The sequence below is a fragment of the Desulfoconvexum algidum genome (genome assembly GCF_055382125.1).
Window position 1 is genome coordinate 2,086,291 of the sequence record NZ_AP042394.1, and the last position, 24,134, is coordinate 2,110,424.

Sequence of the window (24,134 nt, forward strand, 5' to 3'; positions counted from 1 at the left end):
TTTTTTGGGTAAATGCCCAGTTTTACAGGGGTTTTTGAAAGTTTATTAACATCAGCCTGTGGGTACGTCGTTCAGCGTTCTAATTGCGATTCTTCCAATTGTATTTTTTTGGGGTTGTCGTTTTTTTGGAGCGGTTAATTTCTCGGGTGAAATTTTTGGTGCATTTTTATCAGGTATTCCCTTGAAATATGGGTATAAATCTGGGTGGTGGAAATATCTGAGTGGCCCAGCATGGTCTGGACGGATCTCAGGTCTGCCCCGCCTTCCAGCAGATGGGTGGCAAAGGAGTGACGAAGGGTATGGGGGGTGACATTTTTGGAAATACCGGCCAGAAGTGCATTTTTTTTTATGATTTTCCAAAATGCCTGGCGTGTCATGGGACGTCCAGCCCTGGCAATGAAGAGGTATTGGCTTGGGATGTTTTTTAGAACCAGGGGACGCGTGTCAATCCATTCTCGGGTGATGGATTTTGCTTTGCTGCCAATGGGAACAATTCTTTCCTTGGACCCTTTTCCCATGACCCGTAAGAGACCCGCATCAAGGTTTACGTCCTGAAGTTTAAGAAAAATTAATTCTGACACCCTGAGGCCTGCGCCGTACATGATTTCCATCATGGCAAGGTTCCGAACGCCCTTGGGTGTGCTCACGTCCCCTATTGCCAACAGTGTTTCAACTTCTGCAATGGACAGGATTTTAGGAAGTGCCTGGCCAATTTTGGGGATATCCACCTCTTTTACCGGATTGCTGCGTAGAAGCTTTTCACTGATAAGATATTTATAAAATCCCCGGATGGTTATCAGGTGTCTGGCCCTGGATTTTGAAGACAGACCTTTTTTGGACAGGTGGATGAGCCAGGCCAGGATGACAGTGGTATCTGCCTGGGCCATGTCAATAATGTGATTTTTTTCAAGGAAATCACCATAGCCTGCCAGGTCAGTTGAATAGGATTCAATGCTGTTGTGGGACAATCCTTTTTCAATTATTAGAAAATCTATATATTGTTCGATCAAATCATCCATTAAAATATTTATGGAATTTGAAATGCTCATAGAAATATTTCAGACAGGCATCTGAAACCAATGGTGTTAGAGGAAAATTGGGCTTTAAACAATGCCCGGGAACTGATGGTTACAGTGGGGAGTGCATTCCATGCGCCTCCCTTTGCGATACAGTATCGGGTGTCTTTTTTTGTCTTAAACGGGGGGGCTTCCATATCAGAGGTCCATTCCATGATATTGCCCAGTATATCCACGATTTTGAATTCATTGGCGTCATCGTCATATTCATCCACGGGGCAGGTATCACAGATCCCGCTTTGTTCGATGTTGAGGGCTGTCGGTTTGAATTCATTTCCCCAGGGATATTTATATCCCAAATCGGTTCTGGCGGCAGATTCCCACTCCGCTTCAGTGGGGATCCGCCTGCCGATCCAGGCGGCATAGGCAAGGGCATCTTCTATGCTGACCTGAACCACCGGGTGGTTTCGCTTTCCGTGGAGGTTGGATCCAGGGCCTGATGGTTGGTGCCAGCAGGCACCTTTTACATTTTCAGACCCAGCACTCTTACTCCAGGAAGCTGTCTTGCCCGTTTTCTTGTATCTGGCATGGTAAACAATACCAAATTCTTTTTTTTCAGCCGTGGTGACATAGCCGGTCTGGTCAACAAAAATTTCGAAAAGTGAATTGGTGACCGGATATTTTCCGATATGGACTTCCGGCATTTCAAATAGTTGGAGTTCCAGGCTGGTTTTGAGACTTTTTTGGGTCCCAATGGTATAGTTCCCCTTGGGAACTGTTATATAGACATTAAATTTCTTTTCTCTTTCCCCAAGGGTGTCATCAAAGTGTTGCGCAAGTTCCCGTTGTTCTCTGAAGTCATCAAGTGCCTTGAGCTCCTCCTTATCAAGTCCATCAACCATTTCAAGGTCTTCACCCTCGGGAAGTTCAATTTCTTCGAGTTCCTCGTCCTCGGCCAGCTCGATGGGGTCTTCATCATCAACCAGGTCTGTGTCATCGTCCAGTTCCTCAACGATGTCATCTTCTATGGACTCTTCTTCCTGGACTTCTTCGAGTTCTTCATCCTCGGCCAGCTCGATGGGGTCTTCATCATCAACCAGTTCTGTGTCATCTTCCAGTTCCTCAATGATATCATCTTCTATGGACTCTTCTTCCTGGATTTCTTCGAGTTCCTCGTCCTCGGCCAGCTCGATGGGGTCTTCATCATCAACCAGGTCTGTGTCATCGTCCAGTTCCTCAACGATGTCATCTTCTATGGACTCTTCTTCCTGGATTTCTTCGAGTTCCTCGTCCTCGGCCAGCTCGATGGGGTCTTCATCATCAACCAGTTCTGTGTCATCTTCCAGTTCCTCAATGATGTCATCTTCTATGGACTCTTCTTCCTGGATTTCTTCGAGTTCCTCGTCCTCGGCCAGCTCGATGGGGTCTTCATCATCAACCAGTTCTGTGTCATCTTCCAGTTCCTCAATGATGTCATCTTCTATGGACTCTTCTTCCTGGATTTCTTTGAGTTCCTCATCCTCGGCCAGCTCGATGGGGTCTTCATCATCAACCAGTTCGGTGTCATCGTCCAGTTCCTCAATGATGTCATCTTCTATGGAATCCTCTTCCTGGATTTCTTCGAGTTCTTCATCCGGCAAAACTTCATGGGAAATTTTGTTAAGAATCTTTTTAATCTCTTTTATGATGTCCAGAGATTTATCGTTTGCGGTATCCATTTGAAATGTTTCAAGGAAATCGGTAACTGCTTTGAGGATCCCTGTGGCCTGTTCAAGGTCAATATCACCGGTTTTTACTGCATTTGTAAAGCTGTTTAAAAGGTCGCTTTTTGCCGCTTCCGACATATCAAAAATATTGGCATCGGTAATAATGATGTTTTCCGGATTTAGATCTTTTTTTGACAGTTTTTTCAAGTCTGAGTTGATGGAGGATTTAAGACTGAAAAAATTTCTTCTTTTTGATTTGATTTTAGATAAATCATCTCCCACCTCCCAGATATTTTTTATCAGGGTATCTGTGTCAATGAGGTTGAGCATCTTGACCGCATCGTCTGAATTATAGAACGCTCGAATGGCTAAAAGCGCTTTTTGTTTTATTGAACCCGGTCGGTATTTCAGGTTTTCAATTGCCTGTTCAATGCCTTCAAGTGAGATGGCTATATTGGCCAAGGGGTGGGGTCTCCTTTTACAAAGGTTAATTTGATTGGGCATTATGGTATATCTATCTAATTATTTCAACCGGAGAGGACAAAATCTTGGATAGATATTCTTGGTTGTCGACAGTGTAAATATGCTATAAATGGCGGTTTATAAAACTATGGGATTGATATTTTTTTAAATTGTGCGTAAATATATGGTTATGGGCAATGTACTGACAATTTCAGGACAGAAGGGCGGTTCTGGTAAAAGCGTGACAGCGCTGAACCTTGCGGTTTCCCTTGCATTATACAAAAAAAAAATACTCCTTGTGGACTGTGATCCCCAGGGCTCTGTTACTCAATGGTCCGGTATTAATGCTGTGGGGTATCCATTTGATCTGTCTTCTGTTTTAAGTGGCAAGGCGACGATTATTGAAGCTATTGTGAATACCCAATTTAATTGTCTGGATATATTACCCGCTGGATTTAATCTTTTCCCTGTTGCATCAAAATTGGGCAGAACGGTTGCAAACGAAAAGATATTACGCCTTTTTCTGGAAGATATTGAGGCTGATTACGATTATATCATCATTGATGCCCCTTCTTCATATGGGTTTTTAAGTGTTGCAGCCCTTACTGCAGCCGACTGGCTAATCATTGCCATGTGCCCCCGGTACAATGGTTTTGAAGACTTTCGTTGTTTGCTTCAATTGATAAAATATATTCGGGATACCCATGAAACAACCTTGAAAATTGCCAATATTTTGTTTAATCGGTGTAGATCAAATATGCAAATTAATCAATTTTTAGCAGATCAAAGCCTGTCAGAAACACGAGACTTGGTAGCTCACACCTTTATTCCGGAAGACGAAACCGTTAAACGAGCCATTGAAAAAAAAATGCCCCTTGCACTTTACGATGTAAAAAGTCCAGCATCATCGGCATACTTGAGTTTTGCAAAGGAAATGGTATTGGTATTTAAACAAAATTGAGGGGACCTGTGAAGCTTACAAATCCAGAGACAATCCAGGAGAGTGAAAAAGAATTTATTGATACAATAAACGCAGAACTTGATTGGGACACCATAGAAAAATTATTGCTGGAAAAACACAAATTTGCAATCCAGGATGAAGTTGATTACAAGGAGGGCAATTTGATTGTTCATAACAATCAAATTGCCTATAAGTTTGATTTTGAAATTAAAGTTCCCCTGTCGGTGATTTTTAACAGACAGGGAGAATGCCTTGAAATTTCAACCGTGAGGGATGATGAGGGGGAGGATGAGGACACGCTTTCTTCTGATAAAAATGATGAACCCCATGTGACAAAATATGCCCCGGCAAAGACGCTCAACAGCGATAAAGTTGGACAAATGGCATCCGATATTGCAGATATGATTTCTGAGATTAATCGGGGAGATGAATAATGGAGAAAGATTTTAAATCGGGTAAGGAAATCACGCCTTCTTTTGTTAATACACAATTAGATGAAATCCTTGCCAGAGAAATCACTTCTTTTATTGATGTGGATTCAGATGAAGCAATGATTTCCTTTAATCTATCGACCATATCCTGCATCACCATTATAGTTGAGCGGGAGAGAGAAATACGGCAATATGCAGACTTTCCTCCTGAGCGGTATCAACTTGAAAGTTTTACCAGTGAATTGGTGGACATCGGACTTGAAAAGGATGCCTACCTTGAAACAGCCATTCGCTCTTCCCTGAAAAGCGGTTATATCAGTGAGAATGAAAAGGGTGAATTCAAGGCTGAAATGCCTTCTTTTATGATGGCTGGATTTTTAGACAGCATGTTTCCGGGTATGCAGGGAATGAATTTGATTGCCTTTGTTCTTCAGATGAACGATGAGGTGATTTCGGGCCGAAAAACCATTGAGCTTGCCAAGCAGAGCTTTGAATCCACATTGAAAAGCCGTGGGGTTTCAGTGTCACGGGATCACGCACAAAAGCGTGCCTCTGAGATGGCTTCCGGTGATCAAAAGACGCCTGGTCAGACAAAAGAGATTTCAGCAAAACTCAAGAAACGAAAGAAAGAAAATATAGACCGGTTGTCAACATTGATGAAGACCCGGAAAAAAAGGTCAGATGAATATACACAAAAGATTCAGGTCACGGATGTATTTGATAAAGGGCCTTCTATAGAAGAGATTGCTGCTCAGAAAGCCGAAATAGAAAAAACCGAAGCGCTTGCCAGAAAAGAGGCTGAGGTTGAACTGCAACTGGCTCAAAAAGATGAACGGATAAAACAAGCAGAGGGCGCAGCAAAAAAAATTGCACAGCAGCTTAAGGAATTGGAAGAAAAAGAGTTGGCCTTGAACGCGGCCCAGGAAAAAGCGGAAGCGCTTGCCGCAAGAGAGGCGCAAATGGTGGAAAAAGAAGCCCAGCTTAACGCCATGGAAGAGCGGATCAGGCAAAAAGAAGATGCGCACGCCCGCCAGGAAAAAGAATCCAAAATCCAAGAATCCAAAATCCAAGAAGCAAAGGCCCAGGAAACAAGCATAACATCGGAAGAGGATATTGAATCCCGGATCGCGGCATTTGAAAGTGAACTTGCCATGCCTTGCCCCCTATGTGGCAAGGGCGAAATTGAGGAAAAAACAACAGAAAAAGGCAAACAGTTTTTTTCCTGTTCAAAACCAGACTGCCGGTTTGTGAGCTGGGATAAACCCTACCATTTTGAATGTCCCCTGTGTAAAAATCCGTTTTTAATTGAACTGCAGATAAGCACTGATACAAAGGGTCTTAAATGCCCAAGAGCAAGCTGTTCCTATACCCAGAAGAACCTATTGGATCCCAAACAGAATATGGCCGCTGAAGCGGCCGATCTTAAACCGAAAAAGAAAAGAAGGGTTGTGAGAAGAAAGAGGCGCTAATGAAGATATCGTTTTTAGATGAACGGCTTGAAAGTATCTACTCAAAAGTCAAACAAGGCTCCCGTCTTTCAAAAGAAGATGGGATGTGTATTTATGGGACCCCTGATCTTATAGGGCTTGGTATAATTGCCAACCATGTCCGTTGTAACCTGCATGGTAAAAAGGCCTTTTATGTCTATAACCAGCATTTGAATTATACCAATATCTGCAAGAATCGATGCCGGTTTTGTGCCTATGCCAAGGACGATGGGGAAAAAGGTTCTTATGTCTGGTCCATGGCAGAGATTGAAAAACGACTCATGGAACGCATTGATGAGCCTGTGGCTGAGTTGCACATTGTGGGCGGTCTCAATGAAAATCTAAACTTTGACTATTTTATTGACCTTTTGAAAACCGTCAAAAGGATACGGCCAAAGGCCAGTATCAAAGCATTCACCTGCGTGGAAATCGATTATTTGTCCAATTTATCCGGCCTTTCCTTGGAAGAAACCGTCCGGCAGCTCAAGGCGGCAGGGCTTGACATGATGCCCGGTGGCGGAGCAGAGGTCTTGAATACAAGGGTCCATGATGCACTCTTCCCCAAAAAAATCGGTCATGACCGCTGGTTTGAAATCGTCAGAACCGTTCACAAAGCCGGGATAAAGACCAACGCCACCATGCTCTATGGCCATATTGAAACCCTGGAGGAACGGGTGGACCATCTTATCTCCCTGCGGGAACTTCAGGATGAAACCCATGGGTTTTCAGCCTTTATTCCCTTGGCTTTTCATTCCCAGAATACACAGCTGTCCCATCTTCCCCCGACAACTGCCATGGATGATTTGAAGAATGTGGCTGCTGCCCGTTTGATGCTGGACAATTTTCCCCACATTAAGGCCTATTGGGTCATGATTGGAGAATCCCTTGCCCAGGTGGCCTTAAATTTTGGGGCCGATGATCTGGACGGGACCATCATTGAGGAACGGATCACCCACACGGCAGGGGCCAAATCTGCTAAGGGTCTTACCCAGGCTCAGATGGAAGGGATGATTCGTTCCGCCGGGTTTGAACCCGTCCTGCGAGATTCTTTTTATAATCGTGTTTCAAAATAGAATTGAATAGAAAAATGGTATGCATATGAGCCACATCGATACGATCATTAAGAAAATTGAAGAAAATCAAAGAATTGACAGCCGAGAGGCCCTGGATCTCTACCGGAATGCGGATCTTTTGACCCTTGGCAGTCTTGCCAACAAAAAACGGTTTTTGCTTCATCCGGAAAAGGTTGTCACCTATGTGGTGGACCGCAATATCAACTATACCAATATCTGCGTATCCGGGTGCAGGTTTTGCGCCTTTTATCGATCCGTTGAACGAGGGTATATCCTTTCAAAACAGGAATTGGCCGAAAAAATTCAGGAAACCATAGATCTCGGGGGTACCCAGATCTTGCTCCAGGGTGGGATGCACCCGGATCTTGAAATAGATTTTTATGTGGACATGCTGACCTCCATCAAGGAACGCTTTGATATCCATATCCATGGGTTTTCCCCCCCGGAAATTGATTTTATCGCAAAAAAATCACATCTGTCCGTGGCAAAAACCATTTCCATTCTTAAAAAAGCCGGCCTTGATTCCATACCCGGTGGCGGTGCTGAAATTCTTGATGATGATGTCCGGCAAAGGGTTTCACCCAATAAATGTTCGTCCGAAGAATGGCTTGAGGTGATGCGCCAGGCCCATCTTGCCGGGATGCGATCCAGTGCCACCATGATGTTTGGCCACCTTGAACAAGATTTTCATATTATGGCTCACCTGGAGAAGATTAGAGCCCTCCAGGATGAAACCCGTGGGTTTACCGCCTTTATCCCCTGGACCTTCCAGCCCGGGAATACAAAGATTAATGTAAAAAAGAAAACCAGCGTTGAATATCTCAAAGTGTTGGCGGTTAGCCGGATTTTTCTGGATAATATTGATAATATCCAGGCGTCATGGGTTACCCAGGGGGACAAGATTGGTCAGACGGCCCTGTTTTTTGGGGCCAATGACATGGGTAGCACCATGATAGAGGAAAACGTCGTGGCATCTGCCGGTGTGAATTTCATGCTGCCGGAACCTGAGTTGAAGCGCTTGATCACAACGGCTGGCTTTGAGCCCCGGCAACGGGACTGTTATTATAATCTTTTATGAACCAGGATTTTTCAAAGGTTCGATATATAAATTCCCCAGGGGAAAATTCCCTGGAGACCCACGCCGTTCATCGGGCAGGGTGGGTCATCATAAGCCCTAACCAGGTGATTGAAAATGGATGTGTTGAAGTCGAAAACGGCCTGATAAAAGATGTTTACAGGGCTTTTCCCGGAAAAAATACAATGGGCAAAAACAGGGGCCAACACACCATCGACCACGGACCCGGGGTGTTGATGCCTTGTCTGGTCAATGCCCACCTCCACCTGGAGTTGTCTGCATTGAAAAATGCCCTTTCCTTTGACAAGGGATTTGCAGCCTGGGTTCAGCAATTGTTGGGAAAAAGAGAAGCAGCAGGAACGGCTGTTTTGGTAAGCGCTGCCCAAAAGGCGGCCAAACAGCTTGTTGACGAGGGAGTGGGCTATATCGGGGAAATTTCAACCCTGGGCATCACCCGGGCAATTGTTCAGTCCCTGAACCTTTCCGGTGTCTGGTTCCAGGAATTTTTAGGCTCTGACCGTCCGGACACGATAATTGAAAAAACAAGGCTTGGAAAAACAAATTCCCTCTCCTTTTCCCTGGCCGGCCATGCCCCCCATACAACCGATCCTTTATTGTTACAGGCAGCCAAGAACGAGACAATTGTCCGGAACCTGCCATTCTCCATCCACCTGGCCGAGTCAGATGCGGAATCAAAATTTATATCCGGCCAAAAGGGAGAATGGACAGACTTTTTGATGTCACGGGGAATCGATACCTCCGCCTGGCCCATTGGTTCAAAAAGCCCGGTTCAATATCTGGCGGATCTGGGTGTTTTGGATTCATCAACGCTTGCGGTTCATCTGCTCAATATCGAGTCCCGGGATTTGGACATCCTTGTTGAAACCCAAACTCAAATTTGCCTTTGTCCCCGGAGCAATTTGAATCTTCACAACCGATTACCCGATATAAGCAGGATGCTTGAAAAAAACCTGGCCCCGGCTCTTGGGTCCGACAGTCTTGCCTCCTGTGATTCATTGAGTATCTTTGACGAGATGGCATTTATACGACAAAAATATCCAAGCATTGATCCCGCCCAGGTTTTGTCCATGGCAACCCTTAACGGGGCCAGGGCCTTGGGGCTTTTGCACCGTGCCGGCACCCTTGACAAAGGGAAAAAATCAGCGTTTATATATCTGGATTTAAATGTGCGCAACAAAACAGATCTTATTGAAAGGGTTACCACCCATGAAACCTAAAATATCTTTGGGAAAAATATCTTATATTAATGCCTCTCCTGTTTACTATGGTCTTGATAATGGGTTGCTGCCGGACTGGCTTACCATGGTTCCCGATGTCCCGTCGGCCCTGAATCATCAGATTATTACCGGCCAGATTGAGATCAGCCCCATATCAGCGGCATTTTATGCCATGAACCATGAAAAGCTTTTGCTGCTGCCGGATCTTTCCATCTCCTGCCATGGCAATGTCCTAAGCGTCCTGTGTGCCAGCAATTACGCGTTGGATGACCTGGATCAAAAAACCGTGATGTTTTCCCAGGAATCTGCTTCAGCAGCCTCTTTTTTAAAGATGATTTTTTCCCAGAGACAGGTTTATCCTGATTTCAAGGTGGGACCGGTGGGAGATATTAATCTTATCCCTTCGGGGGTGGATGCGGTCATGGTTATTGGGGACACTGCCCTGACCCAGCCCTGGCAGGAACGATATGTCCATTGTTTTGATCTGGGCGGTATCTGGTATGAGATGACCGGATTGCCCTTTGTTTTTGCGGTTTGGGTGGTTCGAGAAGCGTTTGCAAAACGCTATCCTGAACAGGTGGGACAGGTGTTGGATCTTTTGCATGCCTCAAAAAAACAAGGATATGCCCATATTGAAGACGTCATTTTTGCCGGCACCCAAAAGTTGAAGTTAAGCCATTCCCTTATCAAACGTTACTATGATCTTTTGATTTGTGACCTGGACCCTTTGAAAATCAAGGCCATGAAAATATTTTTTGAGTCCCTTTATGAACAAGATATTTTGGATACCCCGGCAAAGGTCCGTTTTTTTAATCCATCTTCGGTAAAATAAAAGTGAACCCTATATCCGACCATAAAAATAAGGCGCTGGCCTTTTTTGGACTTGGGTTTGCCGTGCTTTTCTGGGCCATTAACGCCGTGGTTGCCAAGGGGGTGATTGCCCAGGTTAACCCCATGGCATTGTCATTTTTCAGGTGGCTTGCAGCCTTTATCTTTATTTTCCCCTTTGCATTCAAAGGACTTAAACGAGATATAATTCCCATCCGGCAGAATCTGGGGTTTATTTTTGCTTTATCCATTCCCAGCGTGGCAGTTTTTAATTCAGTGCTGTACATGGGTGCCCAGTATACCACTGCCACCAATATTGCCCTGTTTGCCTCAGCCATGCCGGCAATGACCCTGGGATTTGCCTGGCTGCTTAGCCGCCAACGGCCTACGGTGCTCCAGGCTCTGGGCATTTTGATTTCCCTGGGCGGGGTCATGGTCATTATTTCCAAGGGTTCCGTTGCCCTGTTTGTCGGTTTTCGTTTCAATCCGGGAGACCTTTTGATCCTGGTGTCCATGGCGTCCTGGGCCCTTTATTCCGTGTTGCTGAGAAAAAGGGTGATCCCCATATCCCCTATTTCTTTTTTGACCATGACCATCATTTTTGGAACTCTGTGTATCCTGCCTTTTTATGCATGGGAGTATAGTCTTTACAAAGGGTTTGAAGTGAATTGGGCTATTGTCTGGATGTTTGTCTATCTGGGAATTTGCCCCTCGATCCTCTCTTATATCTGCTGGAATTATGGTGTTAAAATAGTTGGGCCAGGAACCGCCTCGGTATTTATGTACCTGATCCCCGTATTTACTTCCATCATTGCTTATTTCTTTTTAGGAGAACACCTTTTCGCCTACCATCTGGCAGGGGGGCTTCTTGTCTTTTGCGGCCTGGTGCTGTCATCCCGACAGTGAGCTGTGAAGTTTTCATCGTCTTTTCCAGAATATCACTTGACTTGGTGCGATATTTTTGACTAAAACGGATTTAGTAAATTAATGAGTTTCATTTGTTAAACCCCATGTGGTTTTATTAAATTTGCGGTAAAGGTACGATTCATCCGGCCTTGTCATACTTGGGTAACGGTAAACTACAAAGGAGATTTTGCATGGAAGACAACAACAGGCGTAAATTTATCAAGAATGTTGGCATCGGAGCTGCTGCCATAGGTGCCGGACTTGCAGCCACTGCTGTTCCGGCAATGGCAAAGGAAAAACAAAAAACCTATAGATGGAAAATGGTCACCACCTGGCCGCCCCATTTCCCCATGCTGGGGGAAAGTGCGGATAAAATCGCCCAATGGGTAGATGAAATGAGCGGCGGGAGATTGAAAATAAGTGTTTATGGCGGTGGAGAGCTTGTGCCGGCCATGGGTACCTTTGATGCTGTCAGCCAGGGAACTGTTGAAATGGGCCATGCGGCTTCCTATTACTGGGCAGGAAAAGTTCCCGCAGCCCAGTTCTTTGCGGCCGTGCCCTTTGGATTCAATGCCCAATCTATCAATGCCTGGATCTTATCCGGCGGTGGAATGGAACTCTGGGAAGAAGTTTATGCGAAATTCAACATAAAACCATTCCTGGCCGGAAATACAGGTGCTCAAATGGGTGGCTGGTTTAATAAAGAGATCAACTCCATGGAGGATTTTAAAGGGCTTAAAATGAGGATTCCGGGTCTGGGGGGCAAAGTCCTTGCAAAAGCAGGGGGTAGCTCCATCCTCATGGCTGGCGGTGATATCTATACAAACCTTGAGAGGGGTGTTATCGATGCAACCGAATGGGTGGGTCCCTTTCATGATCTGAAACTGGGCTTTTACAAAGCCGCAAAATATTATTATTATCCTGGTTGGCATGAGTTTGGAACCGCGTTTGAGTGTATGATAAACAAGGATGCATGGAATTCATTGCCCGATGATCTTAAGGCCATTGTTGAAGCCGCAACTTACAAGAGCAATATATGGATGTTGTCTGAATTTGAAGCAAAGAATAATGCCGCCCTGAGGGAACTTGTTGATGTCCATAAGGTTCAGCTCAAGGAATTCCCGAAACCCGTTATTAAAGCGCTTAGAAAATTATCCCAGGAAGTATTGGAGGAGCAGGCCGCTTCTGATCCAGTATTTAAAAAGGTGTATGATGCCTTCCTTGTATTCCAGAAAGATATTTATGGATGGAATAAATTATCAGAAGAACCGTATCAGAAATTGAAAGAGCTTTAAATATAAGGTTGGTAAAATAAACTAGGACAAAAGGGGCTGGAAAAAATTTTTCAGCTCCTTTTGTTATTTTAACGGCCATGGGATATCTTTAGGAAAGAACCCGGGGGAGCCAGGTAACCGTCTCGGGTATCAGGCAGATAATTAAAAGTCCGATAATTTGGATAATGACAAAGGGGATGATTCCTCTATAAATGTCCATGGTTGAAATTTCAGGCGGGGTTACCCCTTTTAGATAAAAGAGTGAAAACCCGAAGGGCGGCGTCAGAAAAGAGGTCTGAAGGTTGACCGCAATAAGGATGGCCAGCCAGATGGGATCTACCCCCAGGTGAATCATGATGGGCGCCAGCACCGGGACATGGATAAAGGTAATCTCAATAAAATCCAGGAAAAACCCGGCAATGAAGATAATGGACATGACAATAAAGAGAATTCCCCATTTTCCAAAGGGAAGACCTAAGATCAAGCCTCTGAGTAGCGCATCCCCTCCTAATCCTCTGAAAACAAGTCCCAGGGTGGAGGCGCCTACCAGGATGATAAAGACCATGCAGGTCAGCTTGGTGGTCGTATTCATGACGTCTTTTACAATCTGATAATTGAATCTTTTGTGCATGACTGTTAAAAGAGTAGCGCCGACGGCACCCACGGATGCCGCTTCGGTGGGAGAGGCAATCCCGGCGAAAATAGAACCTAGAACAGCCATCATAAGTGCCAGGGGCGGGATAAGGGCTTTGAATACTTTTCCCAAAAGCTGCCTTCCTGTCATGGCATCAAGGATTTCTTGTTTAATGGGCGGGGCCCATTCCGGTTTTATCTGGGCGATAATCAGTATATAGAGCATATACAGACTCACAAGGATTAATCCCGGGATAATGGCAGCAAGAAAGAGTTCTCCTACCGAAACATTCATGATCTCCCCCAGCAGAACAAGGACAATACTGGGAGGGATGATCTGCCCCAATGTTCCGGAAGCCGCCACTGTTCCTGTTGTAAGGCTCTTACTATAGCCACTTCGAAGCATGGTGGGGACGGAAAGAAGCCCCATGGTAACAACGGTAGCCCCGACAATGCCTGTGGATGCTCCCATGAGGGCTCCCACAAAAATAACGGAAACCGCAAGGCCGCCTTTGATCCTGCCGAAAACAAGGGCCATGGCTTCCAATAATTCTTCAGCCAGGCCTGATTTTTCCAGCATCACCCCCATGTAAATAAACAGGGGCACGGCCATGAGGGAAAAGCTTTCCATGGTCCCCCATATTCGTAAGGGCAGCAGGTTAAAGAACCCCGGGCCAAACCCATAAAGACCAAAGGCCATGGCAACGCCGCCAATGGTAAAGGCAACCGGAAATCCGAGGAGCAAGAGCGCAAAAACAACAGCGAACATAATCAGGGGTAAAAACTCAGTGATAAATTCCATTATGAGCCATCCCCCTGTCGTTTGTATCCCATGATGATCATAAAATTTTTAGCGGCTTCGGATAAACCCTGTACAATGAGAAGGGAAAACCCCAGGGGAATCATGGTTTTTAAAATATACCGTGCCGGAAGGCCTCCGGGATCAGGTGAGATTTCTCGGATTGCCCAGGAATTCATGATAAATCCCCTGGTGGAGAGAATGACCATCACGCAAAAGGGGATCAGAAAAACAAAAACCCCTAAAAAGTCAATCCAGGCTTTGGTTTTTTTCGATAGACTGACATAGAGGATATCCACACGGACATGACCTCCGTCTTTAAGGGTATAGGCGGCACCTATTAAAAAAACAATGGCAAAAAGATGCCATTCCAATTCCTGCAGGGCAACATTCCCTTCATTGAATGCATATCTCATTACCGTATCATAAAATACGACCAGGACCATCAATGTTGTCATCCACCCGACAAGATGCCCGATTTTATCACTCAGGCTGTCAACAAAGTTAACAAAATTTTCAAGCATTTGCATAGATCAACAGCTCCCTTCTGATACGAATAGATTATAGTTACTAAATTAGGATTTAGTTATTTTGTGGCACAACAAAAAATGAATTCTCTATAACTATATATAAACAGTGTACTTATCAAGCTTTTTAAAGACTTCCATGCTTTTGCCGGGGAAGGCGATATGTAAAAGTGGTCCCCTGATCCAATGTGGATTGGAAGGATATTTTCCCCTTAAGATAGGTTTCTCCGAACAATTTCATTGAATAGGTGCCAAGCCCCCGGCTATCGCCGGATTTTGAACTGAAATAACGCTGGAAAATCCGTTTTTGTATGGGTTTGGGGATAATGGTTTTGTTCCAGACGTTCCAGGAGACCGTTTCCCTGGTTGCCGTGACGATGACGCGGATGGCACCACCTTTCTGGGTGGCTTCCAATGCATTAATGACCATATTGCCAAGAAGCCTGGACAGTAGAAGGGGATCGGTTTCCAGCATCACATTTTCTTTGGGCCAGTCCTCAAATATTCTTTTTTGGGAGGAGGCTTTATGGCCGCTGATGATCCTGCCCAACTCTTGTTTGATGTCATTCAAACAAATTGCTGATTTGGCAGGCGTATAGGTGGCGTCCTTGTGCCGGGAAAATTTTTTCTGGATGGCCACTTCATTTATCAGTCTTTCAACCTCTTTTCTGATGGGCTCAATCTTCTCATTGTCTGGGTCGCTCAGTTCAAGCAGTTGCACATTTCCGTATAATGCGGTCAGGGTATTGTTGATATCATGGAAAAAGATACGGTCCAGGTTGACCCAGAATTGCTGCTGGGTGATATCCTGGGCATAAAAAAGAATCCACCGGGAATTTTCAAATTCAATGGGCTCGGCTTTTACCCGAAGACATCTGTCCGACGTGGTTCCATCCCTGTCAGATACCAGGGCGCAGATTTGTTCGCTTGTTTGGCCATCCTGGGCTGACATCGTGGCGATGGCTGCACCGCAGGAAACACAATATTCAGTGGTGCCGCAACCGCCTGGTCCTTGAAAGGCGTGGATGCAACCCAGGCTTTCGCCAAGGCGAAGGCCCAGGGCATCTTGAGCATTTTTAATACCAAGCACGTCTATAAAGGTATGGTTCATGGCGACGATCTGCCGGTCTTCATTTAACACCACCAAGAGGCCTGCTGCTGTTTTCAGCAGGGCGTCCATGATGGGATTGTCAATGACATCATCAATTTGCTTTTTAAGTTTATGTGTTTGGGTTCTTGTTGCAGGCGCAAAATAGGTATCCATTATCCATCCCTTGATTCAGGTTGTGGCGGATTTTTGACCATCCGATGATTTTCTTTTTTTGTATACCAGATGAGTATAACATATCGAAAATCAAGAGCCTATTTTTATTTAATTATTTCAGCAAGTTGACTCTTGTCTATTCGGTAAGGTTTTCTATTGCCTTCATGATTATACCAAGATCCGGTCGGATATTGATATCCGATACATGGAGAAACCGAATGATTCCTTGCTTATCAACAAGGATCAATGCCCTTTCTGCGGTACCATTTGATCGCAAAATCCCATAGGTTTTTGCAACTTGACCATGGGGCCAGAAATCTGAGAGCACATCAAACCAGAGAGACCCCATCTCATGGGTCCAGGCAAACAGGGTAGGGATATTGTCGACACTGACGCCCAGCAAAATAGTGTCATGGGCTTCAAACAGGGGCTTTGCAATATTGTATCCAGGCCATTGGTCAGAACAGACCGGGGTCCAGGCAGCCGGGATAAAGGTGATCAATACATTTTTTTTCCCTTTGAACTGGCTCAGGGTGATGGATTTTCCCGACACCGCCGGCAGGGTAAAATCCGGTGCTTTTTGGTTGATCCTGACCAACAGTTTGCTGTCAATCGGGGCAAGCTGGCCCGGGTCAAATATTTTATCACCATAGGCAAAAGAAGCGGCCATGGCTGTCCCGGGAAGGACCGTGGAAAAAATAAGTATCCATAGAATAAACTTTTGCATCTGCTCTCCTTTAGAACATCCGGTGCTGCGTCCTCCGGTTTTAAAGTTTCAGGCCCGAGGCATCAACCAGAGTCTCTATAAATTTTTCAGGATCAGTGATCTCTCCGGATTGGGAATAAAATATTTCAAGTCCCTGTTCTTTGTTTGGTTTTAACCCGATAAAATAGGGGGTGCCAACTTCACCGATTTTTTTGTGGATGATAAATTTTGTGTCACTGAACAGGGGGAATTCAACCTGGTAGGTTTCCTTGAAAAAATTTACTTCATAGGCGGAATTGCCCGCACCAATCCCGATGAGCCTTATTTTGTTTTTAAGCTTGGGATCTTTTTGAATCAGTTCAAACACTTTGTTTACGTCCGCGGCTTCCCGCTGGCAAATGGGGCAGTACATGGAAAAGATCTCAATGATTAAAATTTTTGTCTGGATCTGATTCAAAAGAAAGGGATCTTGTGTCTCAAGCCCGAGATAGCTTCTATGGGAGGCCTCCTTGGGGGCAGTCAGGCTGAAATCAAGGTCCATTTTCCGGGGTTCACACAGGCCTGTCGCCCCTGGCATCAGGAACCCTAAACATAATAGAAGGGCAAGGCATTTTCGCATGGTGATCTCCTTATTTACGCCAAGGGTGGTGCTATTCCTTGGGAGTTTGGTTTGGGGTTTTATATCCTTTTTCCTGTGCCTTATAATCCAGGTGCAGGGTGGAAATTTGTTCTAACTTTGGGAAAAATGATCGATCCAGTTCTCTTAAATCTATCAGTTTTAGATAATTATGGCAATTGTCGCACAGATAAACCCGGTATTCTTTTTCTTCGCTGGAAAAAAAATAATGTTGATCCTCTTTTTCCATGGAATCGCAAAAGACACATCCCATGCGGCGGGTTTTCCATTCATGGGCACACAGACTGCACAGGAGAAATTTTGTTCCATCTTGATCCAAAAATGCGACATCGGGATGACTGCCGCAGATGGGACAATATCCTTTTTTTAATTGGGGCGCATCTTTGAGATAGGCGGCCAGCTGAACTGCGCAGGACTGGATGGAAGGTGCCATGGCACTGAAGACAAAAAAGGTCAGCTCCTCCAATGGAACATCCAGCAGGGTTGCTGTCTTTTGGATCTCCTTGTTATTGAGCAGGGCCAAAAAAACAGGCGCAAGGTCAAGGTTGCCGTTCCTGAGAGCTGAGGAAATTTTTTCTCCTGTTTTGGCCAGCTTGGGGGCATGGGCCGCTGCCAGATCACACAGTTTTTCCAGGAGAATGCCTGCCTGTGCCGGATCAATTAAAAACTGTGAAGGATCAATCAGGGGCATCCCATTTTCTTGTTTTAAGGCCAGAAGGGCAGGGTCTATGATAATGGGATCCAAAATGATATGGGCCCGGCTTTGGGCCTGGGCTGCGAATACTTGTCCATAGAAATCAATCAAGGCGCCATAGGCAGGTCTTGATCGTTGAATGATGCCGGCTGTTTTGATGATCTCTTCTTTTGTCAGTTCTGGTCTGGTTGTCTGGGGCATGGGGTTTTTCCTTGGAAAAACCCGGGGGAAATCGGTTTCCCCCGGGTATAAGGTTTGGATAAATTTACATGGCCAATTTATACTTTCATCAGCCTGGCAAAGGGTCCCATCATTTTACGGATGGCAACACTTCGGCTCATACCGCCCCTGTCCGCGCTTGCCACTGCATACTCGGCATAAAGGGAGGGGTCCTGGGCCACCAAATAAATTACATTGACGTCATCGGGATCCAGCAGCATGGCTTTAGGGTGTTTCTTCTGGGTTATTTTGAGCCGTTCCTGGGCCAGAGCCATCATTTCGTCCCGGTCTCCAAAGTTCATGGTGCCGGTGGGGCAGGTGGTGACGCAGGCGGGTTTGAGCCCGTTGTGAACCCTGTCGTTGCACATGTCGCATTTGAAAAGCGTGCCGTCGGGTCCTTTTCTCGGAATATTATAGGGACAGGAGGCAATTATTTCATCGGCATCCAGCTCCTTGGTTTTGGCCGTGTACAGGATGGCGCCGGTGTCAGGATCCCGGTAAATGGCATCCTCATCCATGGCGGTTTCAAGACAGGGGGCATCAATGCAATGCCGACACTGGTCCGGGAAAAACAGCCAGTGCAGTTTCTTGTCTATTATTTCTTCGTTCATTCTTACCAGTTTATAGGTGAGGTAGGACAGGTCCTCAGGATTTTGATAATTGCCTCTGTTAACCGTTGCTTCCGCCGGTAGGTCGTGCCATTGCTTGCAGGCCACCTGGCAGGCTCTGCAGGCAGTACAAAGGGGTGTATCGATAAAAAATGATTTTGTCATCTGGGTTCGCCTCCTTTAAATCTTTGCGACATTGACCATGAATGCCTTGGTTTCAGGAATCCGGGTATTGGGATCTCCGGCCGATGGTGTCAGAAGGTTGGCACTTTCTTCCATGCCTGTTGCAGGCCAACGCCATCCGTAATGCCAGGGAATTCCCACCTGGTGAACCGTGGCATATCCTATTTTAAAGGGTTTGAACCGTTTGGTCACCACTGCAATACAGTCGAGACTGCCTCGGGCAGAACTGACCCTCACCCGTTCACCTTTTTCAATGCCCCGAAGCTTTGCCAGTTCCTCACTCATTTCCACAAATACATTGGGCTGAAGTTCCATGAGCCAGTCCTGGGGACGGGTCATAAGACCTGTCTGCCAGTGCTCTGTTACCCGATAGGTGGTGCCCACAAAGGGGAAGCGGGGATCACAGGTGGCGTGCTTGTCATCCTTGGTGGAATAAACCACCGCGGTTGGGTTGATCATCTGGGAGGAGAAAAGGTTTTTTTCAACCGGGCATTCAAGGGGTTCATAATGCTCGGGGAAAGGACCATCTGCCCGGCCCGGTCCAAAGATCTGGCCATAGCCGTGTTTCCGCATGATAAAAGGCGATTTGGAGTCGGTCCGTTTGGATCCGTCGGGATTTTCCAATGGGTACCATCCGCCGTCGGGTACATCTCCGGTCCATTTTTTGGACACATACTTGCCGTCTTTGACATCGCCCTCAAACCGAACCACCCAGTTTTTATCATCCCAGGGTTGTCCCTGGGGATCCACAGAGGCGCGGTTATAGAGGATGCGGCGGTTGACCGGCCAGCACCAGGCAAATTCAGGATAAAGACCTATTTTGTTGGACGCGTCCTTGTGGGAGCGCCGGGCCGACATATTGCCTTTTTCCGTATAGGAATTGCAATAGAGCCAATTACCAGACGAGGTGGACCCGTCCGCCTGGAGAAATGCAAAGCTGGGGACCAGGGTGCCTTTTTTATAAACTTTTCCCTTGATCTCGGTATCTTTAACAAAATAACCGTTGATTTGCTTGGCCGTCTTGTGGGGATCATATACACCGTTGGTTTCATAATCCCATTTCAGGTTGGCAATGGGGTCAGAAAATTTGCCACCATGTTTGTATTCTTCCTTGATCAAATGTCCCAGGTGCATGATGATGTCCCCGTCGGGACGACTGTTGCCCAGGGGTTTGGGACCCTGGTATCGCCATTGCATCCACCGGCCTGAGTTGGTGATGCTGCCTTCTTTTTCAACGGAAACACAGGCCGGTAGCATGAACACTTCGGTCTTGACCTTTGAGGGATCCACCCCGGGACCATGCCAGAAGGACCCGGTCTCATTGTCAAACAGGTTGACATTGACCATCCAGTCCAGTTTTTCCAGTGATTTTCTGATTTTACCGGCATTGGCGCCGGAGCAGGCAGGATTCTGGCCCCAGGCAAAGAACCCGTTGATTTTATCCTTGTACATGGCATCAAAGAGGTCAAACCAGGAATAAACCTTACCGTCATCTACTTTTGGCAGCCAGTTGTAACCAAACTGGTTGGCCTTGGTACCCTTTTCTCCGAAAAAGGCTTTGAGCAGACTGACTGAATATTTGGGGTAATTTTGCCACCAGTTGGCAGACAGGGGATCATTGCTATGGGGGGTCCACTTGCTGTTGTATGCCGCAAGGCTGGTATTGGAGGCTCTGGGGGTTTTCAAATAACCCGGCCAGATATGCCATAACAGGCAATGGTCCGTGGACCCCTGAACATTGGATTCGCCGCGAAGGGCGTTGACTCCGCCGCCGGCAACGCCCATGTTGCCCAGCATCAGCTGAATCATGGCCATGGTGCGGATCATCTGGGTGCCCACGGTGTGCTGGGTCCAGCCCATGGCATACATGATGGTGCCTGCCTTTCCCTTGGCACCGCTGGCTGCATAGGTTTTATAAACCTTCAGAAGATCTTCCTTGGGGGTTCCGGTGACGCTGGAAACCTTGTCCAGATCATAGCGCTTATAATGGGTTTTCATGAGTTGGAAAACAGATCGCTCATGGGTCATGCCCCGGTCCATTTTGGGGACCCCTTTTTCGTCCATTTCAAAGGCCCACTTGGATTTGTCGTAACTACCGGTGGATGGCCCTTCATCGGTGGCCGCTGTATACCCGGAAAAAAGGCCGTCTTCAAAAGAGAAATCCTTGCCCACAATAAAAGGGGCATTGGTATAGGCAGCCGTATATTCCTTATTGTACAGGTCATTGTCCAGAATATATTTGATCATCCCGCCCAAAAAGGCAATATCGGTACCTGATCTAAGGGAAGCATAAATGTCTGCCTTGGCGGATGTTTGTGTGAAACGGGGATCCACGGAGATGAGCTTGGCTCCTTTTTCCATGGCCTGGGTCACATACTTGAATGAAATGGGATGGTTTGCGGCAGCGTTGCTGCCCATGATAAGAATACAATTGCTGTTTTTAAGATCAATCCAGTGATTTGTCATTGCACCGCGTCCAAACGACTCTGCCAGAGCCGCTACAGTTGCGCTATGTCAGATCCTGGCCTGGTGTTCAATGTAGACCAACCCCAAAGATCGCATCAGAGTCTGGTAGATCCAGCACTCTTCATTGTCCATGGCAGCCGATCCAATGGAGGCCATGTTCGTAACCCTGTTGACAACCTGCCCCTTGTCATTTTTAGCGGTAAACCCTTTGTCTCGGGTTTCCTTGGTACGTTTGGCAATGGTTTTCATGGCCCAGTCCCAGGACACGGTTTCCCATTTGTCTGAATAGGGGGCCCGGTACATGGGTTCGGTGAGCCGTTTTTCGTTTTCAACCAGCTGTTTGATGGATGCGCCCTTGGGACACAGCGCCCCCCGGTTGATGACATGATCCGGGTCGCCTTCAATATTGATGACCCGGCCATCCCCGCGTTTGCTGGTATGGACAATGGCGCCGCACCCCACTGCGCAATAGCAGCAGATGGTGGTAGTTTCCTTGGCATACTGGGTTTTGAGCATCTGGGCGTGGGATTTGACGGGTTTTAAGTCAAATCCAAGACCGCTGACGGCAACTCCGGCTGCCGTGGCCCCGGAAATTTTGATAAAATCTCTTCTGTTGAGTTCCATCTAAATAAAGCCTCCTTGACAATTAAAAGGTTGTTGTTTCTTTGGTTTGGGGTGCCAGAAGTCCTTTGTTACTTAGGAGGTGCCCGACCCATAGACCCATACAATTAGGTCGATAAGGACTTCTGGCAGATCAATTTTTTTTAATATTTATTTTCATAGCACAGCTGGGGTTACAAAAAAGTTACAAGGGGGGATCTGGTTGCGTTTTGGACCCATGAATTGTCAAGAATAGTCGACCAATTACAGAAAGTCTTGGGTAGGTATTTTGTAAAAAAAACTGAACTCACCTTACAGGTAGTCCTCACCATAAAAAAATTGCAGCCTGGCAAAATCAAATTCTTATCCAAAATTCGAAAATAAATTTCATGGCTGAAAGAAAAAATCAAAAAGCCTACATCTTGTGGAGCATATTTTTTGAGGAAAGAGAACCCTACACGTTATAGTTCCCACCCACGCCTTGAAGCATAACCCCCAATATTTGTTTTGGTAGTCCTCACCCAATTTGAATTTTTATTCGTCAGCTTTTATACCATCAATACTCAGGAGGAAAACTGCTAAAATCATACAAAAAATTTGTAATGTACAATTTTGTAATGTACAATATTTTTAATATAACTTTCATTAAGATAATTTTTGCAGATACAATTTGAATTGTAAAACTTTTAAACTATTATGGCTGCTGTAAGTAAGGTTGAGTCTGAACTGAATCTATTATGGTTGCAATTATGTTGATTTTTGAAAAAGATATTTTATCTCAGAGTAAGCTTGGGTGAAATAAAGAGCTGTGTTTTTAGCCAGAAATATCAGGTATATCGAAAAAATGCATTCCTTGGACATTTAAAAAGGGCCTTATATGACAGCAAAGCCTTCCTATGAAGAACTGGAAAGACGGATTCAGGAATTGGAAAAAATTGAATCCGAACTCGAATTTTCCAGGAAAATGTTGCGGGTTTACGAAAAAGCCTCCCTCGGTTATCAATCACTGGATGAAAATGGACATTATATTACTGTCAACCAAAACTGGCAGGATACCCTCGGATACACCAAAGAAGAGGTCATTGGCAAATCTTTTGCAGATTTTATACATCCTGACTGGCGGTATCATTTTAAAGAAAATTTTCCCCGATTCAAGTCTATTGGTGAAATACTAGGGGCTGAATTCGAAATGGTCAAAAAAAATGGGGATCTCATTCTGGTTTCTTTGACCGGTAAAATAAGCAGAGATCAAAAAGGCAATTTTCAGCAGACCCACTGTATCTTTCATGACATCACCGAGCGCAAACAGGCTGAAAAAGTCATAGCTGAAAAAGAAATATTTCTGACCTCATTGCTTAATGCAATACCTATTCCTGTTTTTTATAAAGACAGAGAAGGCATCTACCAGGGATTTAATGAAGCCTATGAAGCTTTTATGGGAAAAAACAGAGATCAATTGATTGGAAAAAGCGTATTCGATATCAGTCCAAAGGAGCTTGCACCGATATACTATGCTAAGGATAAGGAACTTTTAGACTCTGGGGGAATCCAGCATTACGAGTCAAAGGTTAAAATTGATACTGATAAAATGCGGGATGTGATTTTTGATAAATCGGTTTACACAGACAACAAAGGCAAGGTTATTGGCTTGATTGGAACGGTATTAGATATCACCGAGCGTAAGCGAATGGAAAAAGCCTTGAAGCAAAGTGAGAAACGGTTTAGAGACATGGCCGACCTTCTTCCCGGAGCGATTGTAGAGACCGATGCCGATCTAACAGTCACCTATGTGAACCGGCAAGGATTGAAACTGTTCGGTTATAGTGAGACAGATGTCGCGGCAGGCTTGAATGGTTTGGATTTGATTCATCCCGATGACAGGGTAAAGGCCCTGAAAAGAGTTACAGATCAGTTAGCAAAAAAGACTATCACAGCAACGGAATACAGAGTGATGAAAAAAGACAATGAAAGTTGCTGGGTATTTTTCAACGCTTCTCCAATTTACAAAACAGATCAAATTATTGGTTTTAGAATGGTTTTGACTGACATCACTGAGCGCAAGCAGATAGAAAAGGAGCGCGAAAAGTTAATTGATGAATTGCAGAGTGCCTTTGCCGAAATAAAAACTTTAAAGGGGATTGTTCCAATTTGCTCAAATTGTAAAAAAATCCGAGATGATGCGGGGTATTGGAATAACTTGGAATCGTATATTCAAAAACATTCCGACGCATCATTTAGTCATGGTATCTGCCCTGAATGTTCCGATGAATTATATGGTAAAGAGGATTGGTATATTGATATGAATCAAAACAACGAGGAAAAGGATGAATAAGTCGTTTAA

The 24,134-nt window shown here is 45.5% G+C and carries 20 protein-coding genes; 10 read left to right on the forward strand and 10 right to left on the reverse strand.

Going from position 1 to position 24,134, the window contains the following annotated elements; genetic code table 11:
- Positions 1-134: 134 nt before the first annotated feature.
- Both xerD and ACZ45G_RS09555 read right to left on the reverse strand, forming a co-directional pair.
- Positions 135-1,049, reverse strand: coding sequence for a site-specific tyrosine recombinase XerD (xerD, locus tag ACZ45G_RS09550; protein ID WP_464177408.1), 915 nt, complete (start codon positions 1,047-1,049; stop codon positions 135-137).
- The gene (locus ACZ45G_RS09555; RefSeq protein ID WP_464177410.1) at positions 1,046-3,184 is read right to left on the reverse strand and encodes a formylglycine-generating enzyme family protein; all 2,139 of its coding nucleotides are present in this window, start codon (positions 3,182-3,184) and stop codon (positions 1,046-1,048) included. Before ACZ45G_RS09555 ends, xerD begins: the two co-directional genes overlap by 4 nt.
- Positions 3,185-3,368: 184 nt before the next feature.
- Here ACZ45G_RS09555 and ACZ45G_RS09560 point away from each other — a divergent pair, with 184 nt between their 5' ends.
- The 9 genes from ACZ45G_RS09560 to ACZ45G_RS09600 all read left to right on the forward strand — a co-directional run bounded on the left by ACZ45G_RS09560 (position 3,369) and on the right by ACZ45G_RS09600 (position 12,478).
- Positions 3,369-4,145 (forward strand): ParA family protein, encoded by a 777-nt coding sequence (locus ACZ45G_RS09560; protein ID WP_464177412.1) that lies wholly within the window; start codon positions 3,369-3,371, stop codon positions 4,143-4,145.
- Positions 4,146-4,153: 8 nt separating this feature from the next.
- Positions 4,154-4,579, forward strand: coding sequence for a hypothetical protein (locus tag ACZ45G_RS09565; RefSeq protein WP_464177414.1), 426 nt, complete (start codon positions 4,154-4,156; stop codon positions 4,577-4,579).
- Entirely contained in the window at positions 4,579-6,045 is a 1,467-nt protein-coding gene (locus ACZ45G_RS09570; RefSeq protein ID WP_464177416.1) for a DNA topoisomerase I, read from the forward strand. The genes ACZ45G_RS09565 and ACZ45G_RS09570 overlap by 1 nt, the downstream gene beginning before the upstream one ends.
- Positions 6,045-7,136, forward strand: a complete 1,092-nt coding sequence (gene mqnE, locus ACZ45G_RS09575; RefSeq protein ID WP_464177418.1) for an aminofutalosine synthase MqnE — start codon at positions 6,045-6,047, stop codon at positions 7,134-7,136. The genes ACZ45G_RS09570 and mqnE overlap by 1 nt, the downstream gene beginning before the upstream one ends.
- A 25-nt stretch (positions 7,137-7,161) precedes the next feature.
- Complete coding sequence (gene mqnC, locus ACZ45G_RS09580) at positions 7,162-8,214, forward strand: cyclic dehypoxanthinyl futalosine synthase (RefSeq protein WP_464177421.1); 1,053 nt, start codon at positions 7,162-7,164, stop codon at positions 8,212-8,214.
- Complete coding sequence (locus ACZ45G_RS09585; protein WP_464177423.1) at positions 8,211-9,449, forward strand: amidohydrolase family protein; 1,239 nt, start codon at positions 8,211-8,213, stop codon at positions 9,447-9,449. Before mqnC ends, ACZ45G_RS09585 begins: the two co-directional genes overlap by 4 nt.
- Positions 9,439-10,281: a menaquinone biosynthetic enzyme MqnA/MqnD family protein gene (locus tag ACZ45G_RS09590; RefSeq protein WP_464177426.1), complete on the forward strand. Its 843-nt coding sequence runs from the start codon at positions 9,439-9,441 to the stop codon at positions 10,279-10,281. The genes ACZ45G_RS09585 and ACZ45G_RS09590 overlap by 11 nt, the downstream gene beginning before the upstream one ends.
- Before the next feature lie 2 nt (positions 10,282-10,283).
- Entirely contained in the window at positions 10,284-11,183 is a 900-nt protein-coding gene (locus ACZ45G_RS09595; RefSeq protein WP_464177428.1) for a DMT family transporter, read from the forward strand.
- A gap of 191 nt (positions 11,184-11,374) precedes the next feature.
- Positions 11,375-12,478 carry a TRAP transporter substrate-binding protein gene (locus tag ACZ45G_RS09600; RefSeq protein WP_464177431.1) on the forward strand — a complete coding sequence of 368 codons (1,104 nt, stop codon included), beginning with the start codon at positions 11,375-11,377 and terminating at the stop codon, positions 12,476-12,478.
- A gap of 88 nt (positions 12,479-12,566) precedes the next feature.
- On the opposite strand, the gene ACZ45G_RS09605 is transcribed toward ACZ45G_RS09600, so the two are convergent.
- From ACZ45G_RS09605 to fdnG, 8 genes are all read right to left on the reverse strand, one after another.
- Complete coding sequence (locus ACZ45G_RS09605; RefSeq protein WP_464177434.1) at positions 12,567-13,892, reverse strand: TRAP transporter large permease; 1,326 nt, start codon at positions 13,890-13,892, stop codon at positions 12,567-12,569.
- On the reverse strand, positions 13,892-14,419 hold the full coding sequence (locus ACZ45G_RS09610) for a TRAP transporter small permease subunit (RefSeq protein WP_464177436.1): 528 nt from the start codon (positions 14,417-14,419) through the stop codon (positions 13,892-13,894). Before ACZ45G_RS09610 ends, ACZ45G_RS09605 begins: the two co-directional genes overlap by 1 nt.
- A 124-nt stretch (positions 14,420-14,543) precedes the next feature.
- Complete coding sequence (locus ACZ45G_RS09615) at positions 14,544-15,680, reverse strand: sensor histidine kinase (protein ID WP_464177438.1); 1,137 nt, start codon at positions 15,678-15,680, stop codon at positions 14,544-14,546.
- A gap of 136 nt (positions 15,681-15,816) precedes the next feature.
- Positions 15,817-16,407: a peroxiredoxin gene (locus tag ACZ45G_RS09620; RefSeq protein WP_464177440.1), complete on the reverse strand. Its 591-nt coding sequence runs from the start codon at positions 16,405-16,407 to the stop codon at positions 15,817-15,819.
- Between the two features lie 40 nt (positions 16,408-16,447).
- Entirely contained in the window at positions 16,448-17,005 is a 558-nt protein-coding gene (locus ACZ45G_RS09625; protein ID WP_464177442.1) for a peroxiredoxin family protein, read from the reverse strand.
- Positions 17,006-17,036: 31 nt separating this feature from the next.
- The gene (locus ACZ45G_RS09630; RefSeq protein WP_464177444.1) at positions 17,037-17,918 is read right to left on the reverse strand and encodes a formate dehydrogenase accessory protein FdhE; all 882 of its coding nucleotides are present in this window, start codon (positions 17,916-17,918) and stop codon (positions 17,037-17,039) included.
- A 77-nt stretch (positions 17,919-17,995) separates the two neighbouring features.
- Positions 17,996-18,709: a 4Fe-4S dicluster domain-containing protein gene (locus ACZ45G_RS09635; RefSeq protein WP_464177446.1), complete on the reverse strand. Its 714-nt coding sequence runs from the start codon at positions 18,707-18,709 to the stop codon at positions 17,996-17,998.
- Positions 18,710-18,724: 15 nt separating this feature from the next.
- Complete coding sequence (gene fdnG / locus ACZ45G_RS09640; protein WP_464177448.1) at positions 18,725-21,817, reverse strand: formate dehydrogenase-N subunit alpha; 3,093 nt, start codon at positions 21,815-21,817, stop codon at positions 18,725-18,727.
- A gap of 901 nt (positions 21,818-22,718) precedes the next feature.
- Here fdnG and ACZ45G_RS09645 point away from each other — a divergent pair.
- On the forward strand, positions 22,719-24,125 hold the full coding sequence (locus tag ACZ45G_RS09645; RefSeq protein ID WP_464177450.1) for a PAS domain-containing protein: 1,407 nt from the start codon (positions 22,719-22,721) through the stop codon (positions 24,123-24,125).
- Positions 24,126-24,134 lie beyond the last annotated feature (9 nt).

Bases quoted from the DNA above. Each gene is read 5' to 3' on its own strand.
- ACZ45G_RS09630 (WP_464177444.1), bottom strand. From the start codon at position 17,918: ATGCCCCAGACAACCAGACCAGAACTGACAAAAGAAGAGATCATCAAA.
- mqnE (WP_464177418.1), top strand. From the start codon at position 6,045: ATGAAGATATCGTTTTTAGATGAACGGCTTGAAAGTATCTACTCAAAA.
- ACZ45G_RS09615 (WP_464177438.1), bottom strand. From the start codon at position 15,680: ATGGATACCTATTTTGCGCCTGCAACAAGAACCCAAACACATAAACTT.
- ACZ45G_RS09605 (WP_464177434.1), bottom strand. From the start codon at position 13,892: ATGGAATTTATCACTGAGTTTTTACCCCTGATTATGTTCGCTGTTGTT.
- ACZ45G_RS09570 (WP_464177416.1), top strand. From the start codon at position 4,579: ATGGAGAAAGATTTTAAATCGGGTAAGGAAATCACGCCTTCTTTTGTT.
- ACZ45G_RS09590 (WP_464177426.1), top strand. From the start codon at position 9,439: ATGAAACCTAAAATATCTTTGGGAAAAATATCTTATATTAATGCCTCT.
- ACZ45G_RS09620 (WP_464177440.1), bottom strand. From the start codon at position 16,407: ATGCAAAAGTTTATTCTATGGATACTTATTTTTTCCACGGTCCTTCCC.
- ACZ45G_RS09585 (WP_464177423.1), top strand. From the start codon at position 8,211: ATGAACCAGGATTTTTCAAAGGTTCGATATATAAATTCCCCAGGGGAA.
- ACZ45G_RS09625 (WP_464177442.1), bottom strand. From the start codon at position 17,005: ATGCGAAAATGCCTTGCCCTTCTATTATGTTTAGGGTTCCTGATGCCA.
- xerD (WP_464177408.1), bottom strand. From the start codon at position 1,049: ATGAGCATTTCAAATTCCATAAATATTTTAATGGATGATTTGATCGAA.
- ACZ45G_RS09560 (WP_464177412.1), top strand. From the start codon at position 3,369: ATGGTTATGGGCAATGTACTGACAATTTCAGGACAGAAGGGCGGTTCT.
- ACZ45G_RS09610 (WP_464177436.1), bottom strand. From the start codon at position 14,419: ATGCAAATGCTTGAAAATTTTGTTAACTTTGTTGACAGCCTGAGTGAT.
- mqnC (WP_464177421.1), top strand. From the start codon at position 7,162: ATGAGCCACATCGATACGATCATTAAGAAAATTGAAGAAAATCAAAGA.
- ACZ45G_RS09635 (WP_464177446.1), bottom strand. From the start codon at position 18,709: ATGACAAAATCATTTTTTATCGATACACCCCTTTGTACTGCCTGCAGA.
- ACZ45G_RS09600 (WP_464177431.1), top strand. From the start codon at position 11,375: ATGGAAGACAACAACAGGCGTAAATTTATCAAGAATGTTGGCATCGGA.